Annotated in this window: 14 protein-coding genes and 1 riboswitch; of the genes, 12 read left to right on the top strand and 2 right to left on the bottom strand. The window is 65.4% G+C overall.

Annotated elements, in window-relative coordinates; translation table 11 throughout:
- The first annotated feature begins 37 nt into the window (after positions 1 to 37).
- The 12 genes from CYU59_RS11950 to CYU59_RS11895 all read left to right on the top strand — a co-directional run bounded on the left by CYU59_RS11950 (position 38) and on the right by CYU59_RS11895 (position 14,798).
- A complete protein-coding gene (locus CYU59_RS11950) occupies positions 38 to 949 on the top strand; it encodes an ESX secretion-associated protein EspG (RefSeq protein ID WP_292989510.1) in 912 nt (303 codons plus the stop codon).
- Between the two features lie 175 nt (positions 950 to 1,124).
- On the top strand, positions 1,125 to 2,639 hold the full coding sequence (gene eccD / locus CYU59_RS11945; RefSeq protein ID WP_292989508.1) for a type VII secretion integral membrane protein EccD: 1,515 nt from the start codon (positions 1,125 to 1,127) through the stop codon (positions 2,637 to 2,639).
- A complete protein-coding gene (gene mycP / locus CYU59_RS11940; protein WP_292989505.1) occupies positions 2,617 to 4,377 on the top strand; it encodes a type VII secretion-associated serine protease mycosin in 1,761 nt (586 codons plus the stop codon). The genes eccD and mycP overlap by 23 nt, the downstream gene beginning before the upstream one ends.
- A complete protein-coding gene (eccE, locus tag CYU59_RS11935; protein ID WP_292989502.1) occupies positions 4,374 to 5,519 on the top strand; it encodes a type VII secretion protein EccE in 1,146 nt (381 codons plus the stop codon). Before mycP ends, eccE begins: the two co-directional genes overlap by 4 nt.
- Positions 5,520 to 5,550: 31 nt before the next feature.
- Positions 5,551 to 7,383, top strand: a complete 1,833-nt coding sequence (gene eccA, locus CYU59_RS11930; protein WP_292989499.1) for a type VII secretion AAA-ATPase EccA — start codon at positions 5,551 to 5,553, stop codon at positions 7,381 to 7,383.
- A gap of 160 nt (positions 7,384 to 7,543) precedes the next feature.
- A riboswitch (M-box (ykoK) riboswitch) is annotated at positions 7,544 to 7,731 on the top strand.
- Between the two features lie 277 nt (positions 7,732 to 8,008).
- Positions 8,009 to 9,274 carry a PPE family protein gene (locus CYU59_RS11925; protein WP_292989496.1) on the top strand — a complete coding sequence of 422 codons (1,266 nt, stop codon included), beginning with the start codon at positions 8,009 to 8,011 and terminating at the stop codon, positions 9,272 to 9,274.
- A gap of 90 nt (positions 9,275 to 9,364) precedes the next feature.
- Positions 9,365 to 10,090, top strand: coding sequence for an MgtC/SapB family protein (locus CYU59_RS11920; RefSeq protein WP_292989494.1), 726 nt, complete (start codon positions 9,365 to 9,367; stop codon positions 10,088 to 10,090).
- A gap of 23 nt (positions 10,091 to 10,113) precedes the next feature.
- Positions 10,114 to 11,058, top strand: coding sequence for a sterol desaturase family protein (locus CYU59_RS11915; protein ID WP_292989491.1), 945 nt, complete (start codon positions 10,114 to 10,116; stop codon positions 11,056 to 11,058).
- Between the two features lie 139 nt (positions 11,059 to 11,197).
- Entirely contained in the window at positions 11,198 to 11,791 is a 594-nt protein-coding gene (locus CYU59_RS11910; RefSeq protein ID WP_292989489.1) for a LysM peptidoglycan-binding domain-containing protein, read from the top strand.
- A 125-nt stretch (positions 11,792 to 11,916) separates the two neighbouring features.
- Complete coding sequence (locus CYU59_RS11905; RefSeq protein WP_292989487.1) at positions 11,917 to 12,606, top strand: hypothetical protein; 690 nt, start codon at positions 11,917 to 11,919, stop codon at positions 12,604 to 12,606.
- A gap of 178 nt (positions 12,607 to 12,784) precedes the next feature.
- Positions 12,785 to 13,306 carry a VOC family protein gene (locus CYU59_RS11900; protein WP_292989485.1) on the top strand — a complete coding sequence of 174 codons (522 nt, stop codon included), beginning with the start codon at positions 12,785 to 12,787 and terminating at the stop codon, positions 13,304 to 13,306.
- Positions 13,296 to 14,798, top strand: coding sequence for an FAD-binding protein (locus CYU59_RS11895; protein WP_292989483.1), 1,503 nt, complete (start codon positions 13,296 to 13,298; stop codon positions 14,796 to 14,798). The genes CYU59_RS11900 and CYU59_RS11895 overlap by 11 nt, the downstream gene beginning before the upstream one ends.
- Here the strand turns inward: CYU59_RS11895 and CYU59_RS11890 are convergent.
- Positions 14,795 to 16,708 (bottom strand): ABC transporter ATP-binding protein/permease, encoded by a 1,914-nt coding sequence (locus CYU59_RS11890; RefSeq protein WP_292989480.1) that lies wholly within the window; start codon positions 16,706 to 16,708, stop codon positions 14,795 to 14,797. The genes CYU59_RS11895 and CYU59_RS11890 overlap by 4 nt on opposite strands.
- A gap of 170 nt (positions 16,709 to 16,878) precedes the next feature.
- Entirely contained in the window at positions 16,879 to 18,747 is a 1,869-nt protein-coding gene (locus tag CYU59_RS11885; protein WP_292989760.1) for an ABC transporter ATP-binding protein/permease, read from the bottom strand.
- Between the last annotated feature and the right edge of the window lie 3 nt (positions 18,748 to 18,750).

Below are 18,750 nucleotides of genomic sequence, written 5' to 3'. Positions count from 1 at the left end.
GCGATAGCCGAGAAAAACCCGAGACACGAGAGAAGCGATGGATCAGAGCACACGCACAGACATCACCGTCAATGTCGAGGGTTTCTGGATGTTGCAGGCGTTGCTGGACATTCGACATGTCGCGCCGGAATTGCGATGTCGGCCATTCGTGTCCACCGATTCCATGGACTGGCTCAACGAACATCCCGGCATGGCGGTGATGCGCGAACAGGGCATCGTGGAAGGCGAGACGGTCAACGAGGCGATCGCGGCCCGAATGCGTGTGCTGGCCGCGCCCGACCTCGAGATCGTGTCGTTGTTGTCACGCGGGAAATTGCTCTACGGCGTCAAAGAAAAAGACGAGACCGGCGAAGAGGAACAGGTCGGCTCCCGTGACATTCCGGACAACGAGTTCCGGGTTCTGCTGGCCCGTCGCGGCCAGCACTGGGTATCGGCGGTTCGAGTCGGGGACGAGATCACCGTCGACGACGTCGCCATCGCCGACACCACATCGATCGCGACCCTGGTGTTCGATGCACTCGAGTCGATCCACCACGCCGAGCCCGCCGCGATCAACGCGGTCAACGTGCCGCTCGACGAAATGCTTGAAATCACAAAGGCCTGGCAGAGTTCCGGGTTCAACGTCTTCTCCGGCGGCGATCTGCGCCGGCTGGGCATCAGCGCAGCAACGGTGGCCGCACTCGGCCAAGCGCTCTCAGACCCGGCCGCTGAAGCTGCGGTCTACGCCCGCCAGTACCGCGATGACGACAAGGCGCCGAGCGCCTCGGTGCTGTCCCTCAAAGACGGATCAGGCGGCCGAATCGCCATGTATCAGCAGGCGCGCACAGCGGGCTCGAACGAGGCCTGGCTCGCGATCTGCCCAGCCACTCCGCAGTTGGTACAGGTCGGCGTGAAGACCGTCCTGGAGACCCTCCCCTACGGAGAGTGGAAGACGCACAGCAGAGTTTAACCAATCTTCACGCAGATACCGCGCGCGCCAGGGATTTACGATGCAGCATTTAGCAAAGATGCGGATGCCGCTGGTTGCTTTTAGAATCTGCTCAACAATTGCGACGCGACGTCGCAATTACACATAGCGAGGCTAGACAGATGGACCCACAATTCGTCGATAGAGGGGTGCAGCGATGACCGCAGTAGCTGAGGCGTCACAGCCAGGCACAGAGGCGCTTTCGTCGCCTCAATCCGCCGTGATCGGCATCATCGCCGGCGAGGGCGTGCAGATCGGTGTCCTGCTCGACGCCAACGCCCCGGTCTCGGTGATGGTCGACCCCCTGCTGAAGGTGGTCAACGTCCGGTTGCGGGAGCTGGGACTGTCGGCGCTGGAAGCAAAGCAGCGCGGCCGGTGGGCTCTCTGCCTGGTTGACGGCACCCCGTTGCGCGCCACCCAGTCGCTCACCGAGCAGGACGTCTACGACGGCGACCGGCTGTGGCTGAGGTTTGTCGACGACACCGAGCACCGCTCCCAGGTGATCGAGCACATCTCGACCGCCGTATCGGTCAATCTCAGCAAGCGGTTCTCCTCGGTCAACCCGACGGTGGCAGTCCAGGTCGGCGCCGGAATGGTCGGCGCGGGTGTGGTGCTGGGCGCGTTCCTGCTCGGTTGGTTCCGCTGGCACCACGACTCGTGGGTCCCCGCGCCCTACGCCGCGATCATCGCCGTGCTGGTGTTCACCGTGGCGCTGGTCATTCTGGGCCGATCCCACACCGTGCAGAACCGCCGCGCCGGCGACATGCTGCTCTGGAGCGGTCTCGCGCCGCTGGCAGTTTCCGCGGCGTCCGCGCCTCCCGGGCCGGTCGGCTCGCCGCATGCGCTGCTGGGTTTCGCGGTGACCACCGTCGCCGCGCTGCTGATCATGCGTTTCACCGGGCGCCGACTGGGCACCGGTACCGCGATCGTGACCATCGCGTTGGTTGCGACCATCGGCAGCCTGGCCCGGATGGCTTTCGACACCGGAGCGGTGACGCTGCTGACCACCACCTTGCTGGTCTGCGTCTTCGGCTACCACAGCGCTCCGGCGATGTCGCGCTGGTTGTCCGGCATCCGGTTGCCGGTCTTCCCGTCGGCCACCAGCCGCTGGGTCTTCGAGGCCCGTCCCGACCTGCCCACCACCGTGACGCACGGCGTCGACGGCGGCCGCCCGACCTTGGAGGGCCCCGCGTCCATCCAGGACGTGGTGCTGCGCGCGGAGCGGGCCCGCTCGTTCCTGACCGGACTGCTGGTCGGCTTCGGCGTTCTCACGATCGTCTCGCTGGCCGGGGTGTCGGACCCCCGCACGCATGACCGCTGGCTGCCCCTGCTGTTGGTCGCGTCCACCGCAGGCTTCTTGATGCTGCGCGGCCGGTCCTACGTGGACCGTTGGCAGGCAATCACTCTCGCGGTGACCTCGGTGCTGATCGTCGCAGCCGTGGTGGTGCGCTACTCGCTGGTGCTGTCCTCGACTGCGGCCGTGTCAGTGACGGCAGGCCTGGCGGTGCTGCTGCCCGCTGCCGGACTCACCGCAGCGGTGACGGTTCCCAACACGATTTACAGCCCGCTGTTCCGCAAGCTCGTCGAGTGGGTTGAGTACCTCTGCCTGATGCCGATCTTCCCGCTGGCATTGTGGTTGATGAATGTCTATGCAGCGATCCGTTATCGGTAGCAAGCGACTGCGGCCGCTTCGTGCGGCCGCAGTCACTGCCGCCACTCTGATCGTGGCGTCGGTAGCCCTGCCCGGCTCACCGGCGTACGCCATCAACCCCCCGGGCATCGACCCGGGGGCGACACCGCCGGACAGCGCACCCGGGCCCTCCCAGTCGATGAAGCAGAATTCATACTGCACCGAGGTTGGGGTGTTGCCGGGCAGCGACTTTCGGGTGCAGCCGAAGTACATGGACATGCTGAACCTGTCCGAGGCGTGGAAGTTCGGCCGCGGCGCGGGAGTACGGGTCGCCGTCATCGACACCGGTGTGACCCCACACCCGAGGTTGCCGCATCTGATTCCAGGCGGCGACTACGTGATGGGCGGCGGCGACGGGCTCTCCGACTGTGACGCCCACGGCACGCTGGTGGCGTCGATGATCGCCGCGGCGCCAGGGTCGGCCGGCGGCCTCGAAGCACCGGGACCGCGGCGGCCACCGCCCGTTCCCACCAGGGAACCACCGCCCCAAGCTCCGCCACCGCAGACCATCAGCGTGGCCCCGCCGCCGCCGCAGACCATCACCTTGGTCCCGCCGGCACCACCGCAGCAAGAGGACGCTCCGGCGTGCCCGTGGTGCCCCCCGAGCAACAAGGCCGGCCCAGCCGCCAGCCACGACCACGGAAAATTCGTGCTGCCTGGCCTCCCCGGCAGCCGGCACGGTCAAGTGGTCTCGGTGGACTACCCCCGCCCCGCTGCACCGCGGGTGCCGTTGGACCCGCCGCCCGCACCCGCACCAAGCGACGCGTACAGCGGCGTGGCACCCGATGTCGACCTGATCTCAATCCGCCAGTCCAGCCAGGCTTTCGGACTCAAGGACGCCTACACCGGCGACGAGGATCCGCAGACCCGGCAGAAGCGGGACAACATCTTCACCATGGCGCGCGCGATCGTCCACGCGGCCAACCTGGGCGCGAAGGTCATCAACATCTCGCAGGTGATGTGCATGAGCGCACGGAGCCTCATCGACGCGCCCGACCTGGGTGCCGCGGTGCGTTACGCCGCGGTCGACAAGGATGCCGTGATCGTCGCCGCCGCGGGCGACACCAGTCAGCGCGACTGCAAAGAGAATCCTCTGGTTGATCCGTTGCACCCCAACGACTCTCGCGACTGGGGTGGGGTCACCACGGTGGTCACACCCTCCTGGTACAGCGACTACGTCCTGACCGTCGGCGCGGTGGACTCCTCCGGCACGCCGATGGACAAGCTGAGCGTGGCCGGGCCCTGGGTGTCCATCGCCGCGCCCGGTACCGACGTGATCGGCCTCTCGCCGCGAGATGACAGTCTCGTCAACGCAATTGACGGTCCGGACAACTCGTTGCTGGTGCCGGCCGGAACCAGCTTCTCCACCGCGATCGTGTCCGGGGTGGCCGCGCTCGTGCGGGCCAAGTACCCGCAATTATCCGCACACCAGATCATCAACCGCCTGACTCGTACCGCGCGCGCACCTGCTCGTGGCGTCGACAACCAGATCGGCTACGGGGTCGTCGACCCGGTCGCGGCGCTGACCTGGGATGTACCCGATGGATCTGTCCTGCCGAAGGATTCGGCCAAGCCGCTGAAGCTGCCCCCGGCCCCCGCACCGCGCAACATGACGCCGGTATGGGTCGCCGCCGCCGGTATGGGTGCCGCAGCGCTGATAGCCGGTCTCGTCTTCGGCGGAGCCGTCTTGATGAGAAAAACAACAGGGAGACAGGAATGAAGGCACAACGGGAGTACGGGCTTTCCCTCTCGTGGGCACGAGTCACCACGGTGTTCCTGATCGACGTTGCGCTGCTGGTGGTCGCGAGCCGTCTTCCTGATTCCTGGCAGGCCGGCCGCAACCTCACCTTCTGGATCGGTGTCGGGCTGGCGGTGATCCTCACCGTCGTCGCCCTGCTGACCAACGGGGGAGTACCGGTGTCATCGGCCCCGATTGCCCGGGTCCGGAACTGGTATGCCGACCCCGAAGCGCTGACCGTCGGATGCACCCCGGCGATCGATCATCGGCGGCAGTTCAGCCGCGAGACGGTGGGAATCCGCGAGCACGACGGGAAATTGATCGCCGTGATCGCTGTCGACGGCGCCGGCGAGGCCGGCCGGCACCGCCACCGCGACGCGCTCGCGACCACCATCCCGCTCGAGGCGGTCATCTCGTCGTTGCGACAGTTCGACGTTCGCCTCGACAGCGTCGACATCATCTCGGTCGGCACCCGTAACGCCAGCAAGGGCGTCCAGGCCGCGGCCCGCGACGACTTCGGTGGCGAGCGCCGGCCCATCGAGGAGCGCCACACCTGGCTGGTGCTGCGGATGGACCCGCAGCACAACGTCAGTGCGGTCGCCGCGCGTGACTCGGTGGCCTGCACACTGGCCGCCGCCACCGAGCGGCTGGCGAACGACCTCGACGGGCGCAGCTGCGTCGCGCGGCCGCTGACCGCCGACGAGATCATCGACGTCGACGATGCCGTGCTGGCCGGACTGCAGCCGGCGCACGTCCGGCCGTTCTGGCGCTACCTGAAGACCCCGGACGGCTTCGTGACCAGCTTCTGGGTCTCACCCGGCGACATCACCAGCGAGACGCTGGAAGAGCTGTGGCTCACCGACGCCGACACCACCGTGATGACGATCCGCATCATCGCCGAGGGCCACGACGCCGACGTGTCGGTGTGGGTCCGGTACCACAGCGACAAGCGCCTTCGTAAGGAGGCGTTCAGCGGCCTGAACCGGCTCACCGGTCGTCAACTCGGCGCAGTGGCGGCCAGCCTCCCGGCGCCGACGTCGCGCCGTCCGCTGCCGATGCCGAGCCGCACACTGGGCCACACCGAGGACATCCTGGTTCCGGTCGGCGCGGTGGCTGGGCAATAGCTGAGCGGTTTCCAAGCCTTACGATGAAAGAATGACGCGACCGCAGACCAACGCGCCGGACTCCCGCAACGCGATGGTCGCAGGACTGCTCGCGTCTGGAATATCGGTCAACGGCCTTCAGCCCAGCCACAATCCGCAGGTCGCCCAACGGATGTTCGCGACGGCCACCAGCCTCGACCCACAAATGTGCGATGCCTGGCTGGCCCGCGTGCTGGCCGGCGAGCAGAGCATCGAGGTGCTCAGCGGCGCATGGAATTCGGTGAAGACATTCGGCTGGGAGATGCGCCGACTGGGCCTCACCGAGCTGGAATTCCGCCCCGAGATTTCCGACGGGATGTTCCTGAAGCTCGCGGTCACCAGCGTCGAGTCGCTGGCGGCCGGTTACGCGGCCGCCCTCACCGAAGCCAAGCGGTACGCCGAAGCGGCCGATCTGCTGGATTCGATCACGCCGCGCCATGCCTCCGACGAGGAGCTGGTCAAGTACGTCCGTGGACTCCTGCATTTCCGCACCGGGCGCTGGTCGGACGTATTGACGCAATTCCCGCCCGGGGCCGGCTGGCGGCACCCCGAGCTGAAAGCCGCCGGCGCCGCAATGGCGACCACCGCGCTGGCGTCGCTGGGCGTCTTCGAGGAGGCCACCCGTCGCGCCCAGGAGGCGATCGAGGGCGACCGGGTGCCCAGCGCGGCCAACGTCGCGATGTACACCCAGGGCATGTGCTACCGGCACCTCGGCCGTGAAGAGGACGCCGTCGAGAGCCTGCGCCGGGTCTACTCACGCGACGCCAAATTCACTCCGGCGCGGGAAGCCTTGGACAACCCCAACTACCGGTTGGTGCTGACCGACCCGGAAACCATTGAGGCCCGGACGGATCCGTGGGACGCCGACAGCGCACCCACCCGCGAGCAGGCCGAGGCCGCCCGGCATGCCGAGATGGCCAAGAAGTATCTCGACGAAGGCGACGCCGCGCTCAACGCGATGCTCGGCATGGACGCGGCCAAGCGGGAAATCAAGCTGATCAAGTCGACCACCAAGGTGAACCTCGCTCGCGCGAAGATGGGCCTTCCGGTACCGGTGACATCACGGCACACATTGCTGCTCGGCCCTCCCGGGACCGGCAAAACATCTGTGGCACGGGCATTTTCGAAACAACTGTGCGGTCTGACGGTGCTGCGCAAGCCGCTGGTCGTGGAGACGAGTCGCGCGAAGTTGTTGGGCCGTTACATGGCCGACGCGGAGAAGAACACCGAGGAGATGCTCGAGGAAGCGCGGGGCGGGGCCGTCTTCTTCGACGAGATGCACAACCTGCACGAGAGCGGCTACTCCACCGGTGACGCCTACGGAAACGCCATCATCAACACCTTGCTGCTGTACATGGAGAACCACCGCGACGAGCTGGTGGTCTTCGGCGCCGGATACGCCAAAGCCATGGACAAGATGCTCGAGGTCAACCAGGGTCTGCGACGCCGTTTCTCCACCGTCATCGAGTTCTTCAGCTACAACCCCAAAGAGCTCGTCGCGCTGACCCAGCTGATGGGCAAAGAAAACGAGGACATCATCACCGACGACGCCGTCGAAGGGTTGCTGCCGTCCTACACCAGGTTCTACGAGGACGAGTCGATCTCCCAGGACGGTGACCTGATCCGTGGTATCGACACCCTGGGAAATGCCGGATTCGTGCGCAACGTGGTGGAGAAGGCTCGAGATCACCGCAGCTTCCGCCTCGACGACGAGGACCTCGATGCGGTGCTGGCGAGCGACTTCGACGAGTTCAGCGACGATCAGCTGCGCCGATTCAAAGAATTGACCCGCGACGACCTCGCCGAAGGGCTCAGCGCGGCGGTAGCCGAAAAGAAGAGCGACTAAAACCGTTGGCGTGAAACATCTTTCGAAGTAGAGGCGCCAAATCTGTTGGGCGAGAACCGAAATTGAACCGCGGCTACCTCGAAAGTTTGGCTCGCCGCACATTTGAATTTCCCCAGTAGCGAGTTGACTCCGGCCGATCTTGGTGGAACTATGACCGGAGCAAGCACCTCGCTAGGTGAGGCGTCTGCACGGATACAGGCCACTGACCTCAAATGTCGAAAGACGCCCAGGGTCAGGACAGCTCCTCCCGGCTTAAGGGTTGAGCCCAAGTGGCTTCCAGTGCCCGCATGAGAAATGCGAGCCCGGATACGCCGTGCAGTGCCAAAGCTCTGTCGAGAGGGGTGCAGCGACCGGCTGACCTGGCCGGATTCGCTACGTCCCGCGTGCACCGTGTCGGCACCCCCGTGTGCCCTGGCCGCGAGGAGGTGAGGCGAAGTGAGTCCCAGCGACGGTCCATATCCGAGACCGGTGACCGTTTCGTCGTTATCCGGCCCCGGCACCCGCTTCACTCTCTGAACCGGCTCACGCCGATTCGATTATCAACGCGCGCTTGATTTTTCGTGCCCGCGTCCCCTTGACGTGCCCTGACGCGGCGCGCTCCGCTGCCCTCGTGAAGGAGCAACCGATGACTGCAGCATTCGACTTCGGCGCTTTCCCGCCAGAGATCAACTCCGCCAAGATGTATGCCGGTCCCGGATCGGCATCGATGATGTCTGCGGCCTCGGCCTGGAACGGATTGGCAGCCGAATTACGTTCTCAGGCAGCAAATTACCGTTCCGTCGTCACGAACCTGACCACCGATGGCTGGCAGGGCAGGGCCTCGACGGCGATGGCGGCCGCCGCCGCGCCGTACACCGCCTGGATGGACACGACGGCGGCGCAGGCCGAGCAGACGGCCGGACAGGCCACCGCCGCCGCCGCCGCCTACGAGGCGGCATATGCGATGACCGTGCCGCCACCGGTGATCGTGGCCAACCGGACCCAGCTGGCGGCGTTGGTAGCGACGAATCTGCTGGGGCAGAACGGTCCGGCGATCGCGGCTACCGAAGCCCACTACGGCCAGATGTGGGCACAGGACGCTGCGGCGATGTACGGCTATGCCGCGCAGGCATCGGCAGCCACCAAGGTGCCGTCGTTCACCGCGGCACCACAGACCACGGCTCCCGGTGCGCTCGCCGGACAAGCCGCCGCCACCGGTCAGGCCACCGGCGCCAGCACGCAGGCAGCCTTGTCTCAGTTGACGTCCGTGCTGCCCAATACGTTGCAGGGGATGGCTTCGCCGGCCGCGACTTCCACGACGTCGTCGTCGACGTCGTTCCTCTCCGAACTCGAGGGCCTGCTGAGCGGCGGATCGTCCGGCAACTCCCAGCTCGACAGCTTCTGGAGCGCATGGGGACCCAACGCGAACTTCTGGAACACGCTGACCTCCACCGGGGCGGCCAACCCGCTGCAGGCGGCGCAGATCGTCACCAGCGCCAGCTTTCTCGGCCCCAGTGCCGCCGGCGCGATGACGGGCGGCGAAGGCCTGGGCGGACTTTCGCCGATCGGCATGGCCGCCGGCCTCGGCTCGGGGACGCAGGGAATGTCCGGAGTCGCCGGACTCGGCGCGGCCGGCTCTTCGATGTCGGCCGGGGTCGGTCAGGCGCCATCCATCGGGCAGTTGTCGGTGCCGCCAGGCTGGACGTCCGCGACTCCCACGGCGACGGCACCGACCGCCTCGGCGCTGGGCGGCACACCGCTGGCCGCGCCGCCGGAAGTCGCGGCCGGCGTTCCCGGTGTCGCCCCGGCCGGCGCCGGCATCGGCGCTCGGGCCGGAGCATCCGGCGGCATCATGGACAACCGCTTCCTGACCCGCCCCCCGATGGTCCCGTCGTGGGCCGCGGTCGGGTAAGCAGGACAACCATTTAGAGTCGCGCCCGTCGACCGGCCAGCGCATCGTCCACACTGGTGAACACCTCGGCCCGGGGAAAGGAGACGTCTCATGCAGACGCTGACGATCGCGGAATTCACGCTGCGGCTCGGCGTGGGCGTCGGCTGCGGTGCCCTCATCGGGATCGAGCGGCAGTGGCAGGCGCGACGGGCCGGGCTGCGCACCAACGCGCTGGTCGCCACCGGCGCAACGCTGTTCGTGCTGTACTCCGTGGCCACCAACGACACCAGCCCCACCCGCGTGGCGTCCTACGTCGTCTCCGGGGTCGGCTTCCTCGGCGGTGGAGTGATCCTGCGTGAAGGATTCAATGTCCGCGGGCTCAACACCGCGGCGACGTTGTGGTGCTCGGCGGCGGTGGGCGTACTCGCCGCCGGCGGGCACCTGGTGTTCGCTCTGATCGCCACCGGGACCATCGTGATGATCCATCTGCTGGGACGCCCGGTGGGACATCTGATCGACCGTGACAACGTGGTCGAAGAGGACGAGGACGACCAGCCGTATCAACTGCAGTTGATTTGCCGGCCCAAGTCGCAGAAATACGCCCGTGCGCAGATCGTGCAGCGCACCGGATTCGGTGGAGACCGTCTGCTGTTGCGCGGAATTCACACCGGTCGCAACGCCGACGACAGCGTCACGTTGACCGCCTATCTGCTGAGCGACGGTCACGCGCCGTCGAGGCTGGAGCAATTGGTCGCCGAATTGTCCCTGCAGGAAGGTGTCCAGGCGGTGCACTGGTATGCCGGCGACCAAGATGACCGGATGCCGCCGGCGCATTGAACCGTCGTCGTAGGGTGTGGGATGTGAACGCGATCGCCGAATTCCTCTCCGTCCTGCCTGCGCAGATGCGAGACCCGGTATTGTTCGCGGTCCCGTTCTTCCTCTTGCTGCTGATCGTGGAGTGGACCGCGGCCCGCAAGCTCGAATCCCTCGAGCGCGAAGTCGGTGTGCAAGACCGCCCGGGCTCGGGCGCGTACCTGAAGGCCGATTCGTGGGCCAGCATCCGGATGGGTCTCATCTCGGTGGCCACCACCGCGGGCTGGAAATTCATCGCGCTGCTCGGCTACGCCGCGATCTACGCATACGTGGCGCCCTGGCACCTGGCGGCGACGCGTTGGTACACCTGGGTGGCCGCGATCCTCGGTGTCGACCTGCTGTACTACTTCTATCACCGCAGCGCACACCGCATTCGGTTGATGTGGGCCACCCACCAGGCTCACCACTCGAGCCAGTATTTCAACTTCGCCACCGCGCTACGTCAGAAGTGGAACAACAGCGGCGAGATCCTCATGTGGATTCCGTTGCCGCTCTTGGGAATTCCACCTTGGGTGGTTTTCTGCAGTTTCTCGCTCAATCTGATCTACCAATTCTGGGTGCACACCGAGCGAATCGGCAAGATGTGGGCGCCTTTCGAATTCGTCTTCAACACGCCCTCGCATCATCGCGTGCACCACGGTATGGACACCGAATATCTGGACAAGAACTACGGCGGAATCTTCATCGTCTGGGACCGTCTGTTCGGCACCTTCCGGCAGGAGACATTTCGGCCGCACTACGGGCTCACCAAACAGGTGAACACCTTCAATGTCTGGAAACTCCAGACGCACGAATACCTGGCTATTGCCAGGGATTTCCGCTCCGCAACGCGCCTGCGCGATCGGCTCGGCTTCGTCTTCGGTCCGCCCGGATGGCAACCCGCGTCAGCCGTTCGACGTGACGTGTCGGCCCCGCTGACGCCTTCGCACTAGTCGCCGGCGCAGCGATCTGCCCTTGTTCACCCGCCGTTTTGATTGCGGCGAGCCGAAAGCCCCCACTGCGGAGCCACGATCAGTAAGTTCGATTGCGAGGCCGGTATCCGCCTGCCGTCACCACGAGAAGGGAATTGCTGTGGGAGACACTCTCACCGAGGGGCAAAAGCTCGTCAAAGGTGAATCGCTGACGTCGAGCAATGGGGCCTACACCCTGACGCTGCAGGACGACGGCAACCTGGTCCTGGCATCACGCGGACATGCAATCTGGTCGTCGGGCACCAACGGCGAAGACGTTGTGCGCGCTGAGGTTCAGAGCGATGGCAACTTCGTCCTCTACACCGGCGACAAGCCGGTGTGGCACACCGAAACCAAGGGCAAGAAGAACGTTCGTCTCGTTCTCCAGGACGACCGCAACCTGGTGCTCTACGCGGCCGACGGTGCCGCATGGTCGACCAAGACCGAGACCGACGCGCCGCCGCCGCCCGAACCCGAAGCCGCCGCACCGGCAGAAGAAGAGGCGCACGCCGAGAACGCTGCCGAGCAGGACCCGACCCCGGCGCCCGAGCCTGAGCCGGCCGCCCGGACTTACACCGTCGAGTCCGGCGACACTCTGTGGGCGATCGCCGAGCAGTTCTACGGCGACGGAAACAAGTACCAGATCATCGCTGACGCCAGTGGAATTTCCAACCCGGATTTGATTCAGCCCGGACAGGTGCTGACCATTCCTTGATCGCAACGGGAAGCGCGCCGGCCGGGAATACGGTCGGCGCGTTTCTCTTTCGATCCGCTTCCTGCGCAATTTCGCTTAACATCGGCTAGGTAATCTAAAGGCCGGCCGGTGGGGCGCCGGCCTCGATGGATCGGAGTCGACCGGTGGGGGGTTCGGCAATTCGTGCTGTGGGCGCGGTAGTCACTGCCGTCGTTGCCGCAGTGTGCTACCCGATCGGCGCAAAAGCCGACCCCGTTCTGGTGTTCCCCGGGATGGAGATTCACCAAGGCCCCCATCTGTGCACGCTGGGCTACGTCGACCCCGCGTTGCGGGTGGCGTTCAGCGCGGGCCACTGCCACAGCGACGGCCCGGTGCTCGACAAGGACAACAAGGTCATCGGCACGGTCGCCACATTCCGCGACAACACGCCGAACGGCGCATTCGTCAACACCGACCAGCAGATCGCCGACTATGAATCGATCGCGCTGGCTCCCGACGTCACGGTGAATGACGTCCTGCCGGTCGGACGCGTCCTGCAATCCGACCCGGGGTTGGTCGTCACGCCCGGCGAACCGATCTGCCATTTCGGCGTGGTCAGCGGTGAAAGCTGCGGGACTGTCGAGGCCGTCAACAACGGCTGGTTCACGATGGGCCACGGCGCGGTCAGCCAACAGGGCGACTCCGGCGGACCGGTGTACCTCACCAACGGCCCCGGACCGGCTCGAATCGTCGGCATCTTCAACAGCGTGTGGGGCAACTTCCCGGCGGCGGTGTCATGGCAGTCGACCAACCAGCAGATCCGCCAGGACGTCGGCGTCGGCGGCCCGGCGATCTAGGGGACACCCCCCGCCGCGCGGTGGTGACTCCTCCAGACGGTGGCCTGGAGTCATCCCGGCCAGGCGGGTCGAATTAGAACATGTTCACCCGCGTGCCGGGGTGCCGTTCGCGTCGGATGACGGCAACATCAATCCAACAGTTTCAGGCTGGGCTGGCACTGGGTTATTCTGCGATGCGATGAGCCTCTCCTTCGGATCGCCGGTTCAAACCGCCTGGGTGACGCGCGACCTGGACAGCACGGAAAAAGCTCTCACCGGCCTGTTAGGGGTGAAGAAGTGGGTACGCCTGCCTGATGTGCACTTCGCACCCGACGCGTGCAGTTACCGCGACGCCCCTGCCGACTTCGTCGCCGGCATCTCGCTGAGCTATCTCGGCGACATGCAGCTCGAACTGATCCAGCCGGTCCGCGGAGCTAATATCTATAGTGACTTTTTGCAGGGCAGCGGCCCGGGTCTGCACCACATCTGCGTCGAGGCCGAAACCCTCGAGGACTTCGACGCCGCGCTGGCCGCAGCGGCCGCGCAGGGAGCCACGGTGCCGCAGCAGGGCACGATGCCCGGTGGCCTGCGATTCGCGTACCTGTCCGCACCGCAATACGGGGTTCCCTTCGTGGAGATCGCGCATTTCTCGGCCGAGATGCGCCAGTTCTTCGACTACATCAAGCACGAGCAGGAAGAGGAGTGGCGTCATGTCAACTGACATCCCACCAACTTTGAGCGTGGACGACGTGACGGCATGGTCCGACGACGTGGACGTCGTCGTGCTCGGCTTCGGCATCGGGGGTGGATGTGCAGCCGTCAGCGCGGCCGCCGCCGGCGCCCGGGTGCTTGTGCTCGAACGGGCCGCGGCCGCCGGCGGCACCACCTCGATGGCCGGGGGCCACTTCTACCTCGGTGGCGGCACCGCGGTGCAGGAAGCGACCGGGCACCCCGACTCAGCCGAGGAAATGTACAAGTACCTGGTGGCGGTGTCGCGCGACCCCGATCACGAGAAGATCCGCGCCTACAGCGAGGGCAGCGTCGACCACTTCAACTGGTTGGAAGACTTGGGTTTTGAGTTCGAACGCAGCTTCTACCCGGGCAAGGTGGTGGTTCCGCCGGGCACGGAAGGGTTGAGCTACACCGGAAACGAGAAAGTGTGGCCCTTCTGTGAGCAGGCCGTCCCGTCACCGCGCGGACACTCGGTCCCGGTGCCGGGTGAGCTCGGCGGCGCAGCCATGGTCATCGATCTGCTGGTCAAACGCGCCGACGAGCTGGGTGTGCGGTTCCGCTACGAGACCGGCGCAACGAACCTGATCCTGGACAACGACGGCGCCGTGGTCGGCGTCGCGTGGAAGCACTTCACCGAAACCGGTGCGGTACAAGCCAAGTCGGTCGTCATCGCGGCCGGTGGTTTCGCGATGAACCCGGAGATGGTCGCCGAACACACTCCCGAGCTGGGCCAGCCGCGACGCACCAAACACCACGGGCTGGTGGCGCCTTACATCCTGGGCAATCCCCACGACGACGGACTCGGCCTGAGAATGGGCGTATCGGCCGGCGGCGTTGCCGAGAACATCAACGAGAAATTCATCACCGCGGCGGCGTACCCGCCGGAGGTCTTGCTGACGGGTGTGATCGTCAACAAGGAGGGCAAGCGATTCGTCGCCGAGGACTCGTATCATTCGCGCACATCGGCGTTCGTGCTCGAGCAGCCGGAGCAGACCGCCTACCTGATCGTCGACGAAGCGCATACCGAGATGCCGGCCATGCCGTTGATCATGTTCCTCGACGGCTACGAGACGATCGCCGAACTCGAAGAAGCTCTTGGCATCCCGGCCGGAAACGTCGCCGCGACACTGGATCGCTACAACGAGTACGCCGCCAAGGGGGAAGATCCGGACTTCCATAAGCAGTCGGATTATGTTGCGCCGCAGGACAATGGACCGTGGGCCGTATTCGATCTGTCACTCGGGCGGGCGATGTACTCCGGTTTCACCATGGGCGGTCTGGCGGTCACCGTCGACGGCGAGGTCAAGCGCGACGACGGCAGCGTGATTGCCGGCCTGTACGCGGTGGGCGCGTGCGCGTCCAACATTGCTCAGGACGGCAAAGGCTATGCCAGCGGCACCCAACTCGGCGAAGGTTCGTTCTTCGGGCGCCGCGCCGGGACGCACGCCGCCACCAAAGCCGTTGCCGCGCAGGCGCTCTAGACCTCGACCGGCTGCTGGCCCACCGGGCCCAGCTGCCACCGGCCTTCGCCGAGCAGTTGAAGTCGCTGTTGGTGATGCGACTCGACGGTGCTGCGGTGACTGACGCTGACCAGGACGGTGTTGGGCAACTCCGCGCGAAGTAGTCGATACATCGTCAACTCCAGCCCCTCGTCCATCGCTGAGGTGGCCTCGTCGACGAATACCGCCTTGGGCCTGGTCAGCAGCACGCGCGCGAAGGCCACCCGCTGCTGCTCACCGGGTGACAGCACCTTCACCCAGTCCTTTTCCTCGTCGAGCTGGTCGAGCAGATGCGGCAGCATCACCTTCGTCAACGCCTCGCGCAGGTCGTCGTCGGTGATGTCACCGGAAGCCGCCGGGTAGGACACCACCGCGCGCAGATCGCCCAGCGGAATGTAGGGCAACTGAGAAAGAAACATCGTCTGGTTCGGACCCTCCGGGCATCGCAGGGTTCCTGACCCGTAGGGCCACAGCTGGGCGAGGCTTCGCAGCAGCGTGGTCTTGCCGCTGCCGGACGGGCCGGTGATCACCAACGCGTCACCCTCGGACAGATGCAGATCGAGGGAGTCGATCAGCTGGTCACCATCGGGCGTGCGCACTTCCACACCTTCGATGTCGACCGCGCCGTCGACGCTGGGCCGGACCAGCAACTCCGGCAGCTCGCGAGCCCGCTCGTCAGCCACCACCAGGCCGTGCAATCGGATGATCGCGGCGCGGTAACTGGCGAACTGGTCGTAGACGTTGCGGAAGAACGACAGTCCGTCGGAAATCTCGTTGAATGCCGCCGCGGTCTGCGTGACGCTGCCGAACTTGATCTGTCCGGCGAACAACCGGGGGGCCTGAAGCACCCAGGGCAGCGGGACGATCAACTGGCTCATCGAGATGTTGAAGCCGAACCAGCCGATGGTGCGGTTCACGTAGTGCAGATAGTTGTCGATGATCAACCGAAAACGCCTGGTCAGCTGCACGCGTTCAGCGCTCTCGCCGCGATAGAAACCGACCGCCTCGGCGGCGTCACGCACCCGGACCAGTGCGTACCGGAAGGCGGCGTTCGTCAGCTCATTGCGGAAGCTGAGCCGGATCAGCGGGCGGCCGATCCAGAACCCACCGATGGTGGCCACCAATACGTAAACGATCAGGATCCAGAACATCGCCCGGGGGATGCTCACACCGAGCAGCGTCAGCGTGCCCGACAGGTTCCACAGGATGGCGGTGAACGAGACCACCGACAACACCGACTGCACAGCGCCGAACACCAGCAGATTGCCGGTGCCGTTCGAGGGCACGTTGGGGGTGCCTCCCACTCCGGCGGTCAAGAGGTCGATGTCTTGCTGGATACGCTGGTCGGGGTTGTCGATGGTGCCGTCGATGAATCGAGCGCGGTAGTAAGCGCGCCCCTCCAGCCAGTCGCCGGTGAACCGATCGGTGAGCCAGATCCGCCACGCAACGATAAACCGTTGCGTCAGATAGACATCGAGCACGATGCGCGCGATGAAAATCGCCGCCATGATCGAGAAGTGGAAGATGGACATCCAAAAACCGTGTACGCCAGAGGCTTTGACGACGTCGTCGCGAGTTGCCATGCCCTGTACCGCGGTCTGGATGGACGAGTTCAAATCGTTGGCCTGGTAGCTGAGCAGTACTGACAGCCGCACGCCGATCACGACCGACAGCAACAGCACTCCGAGCATGAGCCACACCCGCGCGCTGCTCCGACCGGTGAAATAGTCGTCGGTGATCCGCCAGAACTGGCGACCCCAGGGCGTGAGAAGACGGAGCGCCAGGAGTACGACGAGCAGGCACACCGCGCTGATCAGCCAGGCCGTGGCGATCCAGGACACCGATTCGGTCAGCGCGTGACCCCACTCGATAGACGGCTTGAACACTTCCACCGTGCGCCTACTCCCTTAGATTGCAACTTGCTCGGCCTGGCGTGACTGACCGCCCGGCCCGAAAGACCTTCCGCGAAGCTACCTGGACACCGCGCCAGCATGGTGTCTGGGCTGTTGGGCCCGATCTTGCCATTGAAACGAAGGCCGGCACGCGGAAGCTCGGTGGCCGCTCACGCGTTGGCCGGCTCCGGTGCGACCGGCCGCAGTTCCCATTTGCCGTCGCCGAGCAGTTCGAGCACGCGATCGTGATGCTGCTCGACCGTGGGGCGATGACTGACGCTGACCACGACACAGTTCGGCAGGTCGGTACGCAGTAGCTGGTAGAGCGCGAATTCCAGCCCCTCGTCGAGCGCGGACGTCGCCTCGTCCAGAAACACCGCCCGAGGCCTGGCCAGCAGGACACGGGCGAACGCGACGCGCTGCTGCTCGCCGGGGGACAGCACCTTGGCCCAATCCCGCTCTTCGTCGAGCCGAGCAGCCAGCGGGGCCAGCGAGACCTTGGTCAACGCCTCCCGCACCGCGGTGTCGGCGATGTCTGCCGACGAATTCGGGTAGCAGACCACGCCACGAAGATCGCCCAGCGGTACGTAGGGCAGCTGCGACAGGAACATGGTTTCGTGTTCGCCCGCGGGCCGGCTCAAGGTGCCGGACGCATAGGGCCACAACTGCGCCAGGCTGCGCAACAATGTGGTCTTGCCCGCCCCCGACCGTCCGATGACCACGAGCGCTTCGCCGCTGCGGAGGCGGACGTCGAGCGGGTCGATCAGTTGCTCGCCGCTAGGCGCGCGCACCTCGACGGCTGCCATCTCCACGGATCCCTGCTCGCTCGCGACCACGGACACCTCGGGTAGTTCCCGGCCCCGTGCGTTGGCGTCGATCAAGCCGTGCAACCGGAGGATCGACGCGCGAAATGCCGCGAATTCGTTGTAGCGGTTGCGGAAAAACGACAGCGAATCCTGGATCGTGCCGAACGCGGCTGCGGTCTGCGCCACGCCGCCCAGGCCGATTTTGCCGTCGAACAGCCGCGGTGCCTGGATCAGCCAGGGCAACGGCACCATCGTCTGCGTGACCGACACATTCCACCCGAAATACCCGATGGTGCGGCTGACGTAGCGGCGGTAATTGCTGATGATCGGCGTGAAGCGCTGCCCCAGTCGCAACCGTTCGGCGTTTTCACCGTGATAGAAACCCACGGCTTCGGCTGCATCGCGCAGGCGCACCAAGGCGTAGCGGAACGCGGCATTGAGCCTTTCGTTGGCGAAACTCAGCGCGATCAAGGGGTGACCGATCCAGAACGTGACGCTGCTCGCCGTCAGCACGAAGACGAAGACGCTCCAGAACATCGCGCGTGGAATGTCAACGTGCAGAAGGGGAACCGTCAGCGGGCCGGACAGATTCCACAAGATGGCGGCGAAGGAAATCACCGACACCACCGCATGCACCGCGCCGAACACCAAGGTTTGATTGGTGCCGATCGTCGGGACGTTCGCGGTTGCGCCGGCTCCGGCAGTGAAGACATCGACGTCCTGCTGAATCCGTTGGTCCGGGTTGTCGATGGTTTCGTCGATGAATCGGGAACGGTAGTAAGCGTGTCCGGTCAGCCAGTCGGCGGTGAGGTGCTCGGTCAGCCACACCCGCCAGGCGATGATGAAGCGCTGCATCAAGTAGAGGTCGACCATCGCCAAGGCGATGAAGATGGTGGCCAGGATGCAGAACACCGTTAGTGCCATCCAAAAGCCATGTATCCCAGACTGTTTGACAACATCATTCTGTGCTCCTGAGCCGGTGAATGCTGTCTCCAGCGCGTTGTAGAGGTCTTTGCTGAAAAAGCTGAACAACACGTTGACCCGGACGGTGGTGACCACCAACAACAGCAGGGCGCTGAGCGTCAGCCACACTCTGGCCGATTGTCTACCGGAGAAATAGCCACCGGTGATCCGCCAATACTGGCGTCCCCATTCGGTGGTGAGCCAGAGGAGCACGCAGACGGCGAGCACGCTCACGGCGCTGATCAGCCACGCCCGGGCGATCCACTCCATCGA

Origin of the sequence: Mycobacterium sp. (assembly GCF_002863225.1) — a bacterium.
In the GTDB taxonomy this organism is placed as follows: Bacteria; Actinomycetota; Actinomycetes; order Mycobacteriales; family Mycobacteriaceae; genus Mycobacterium.
This window is presented reverse-complemented; position numbering and strand designations above follow the sequence as displayed.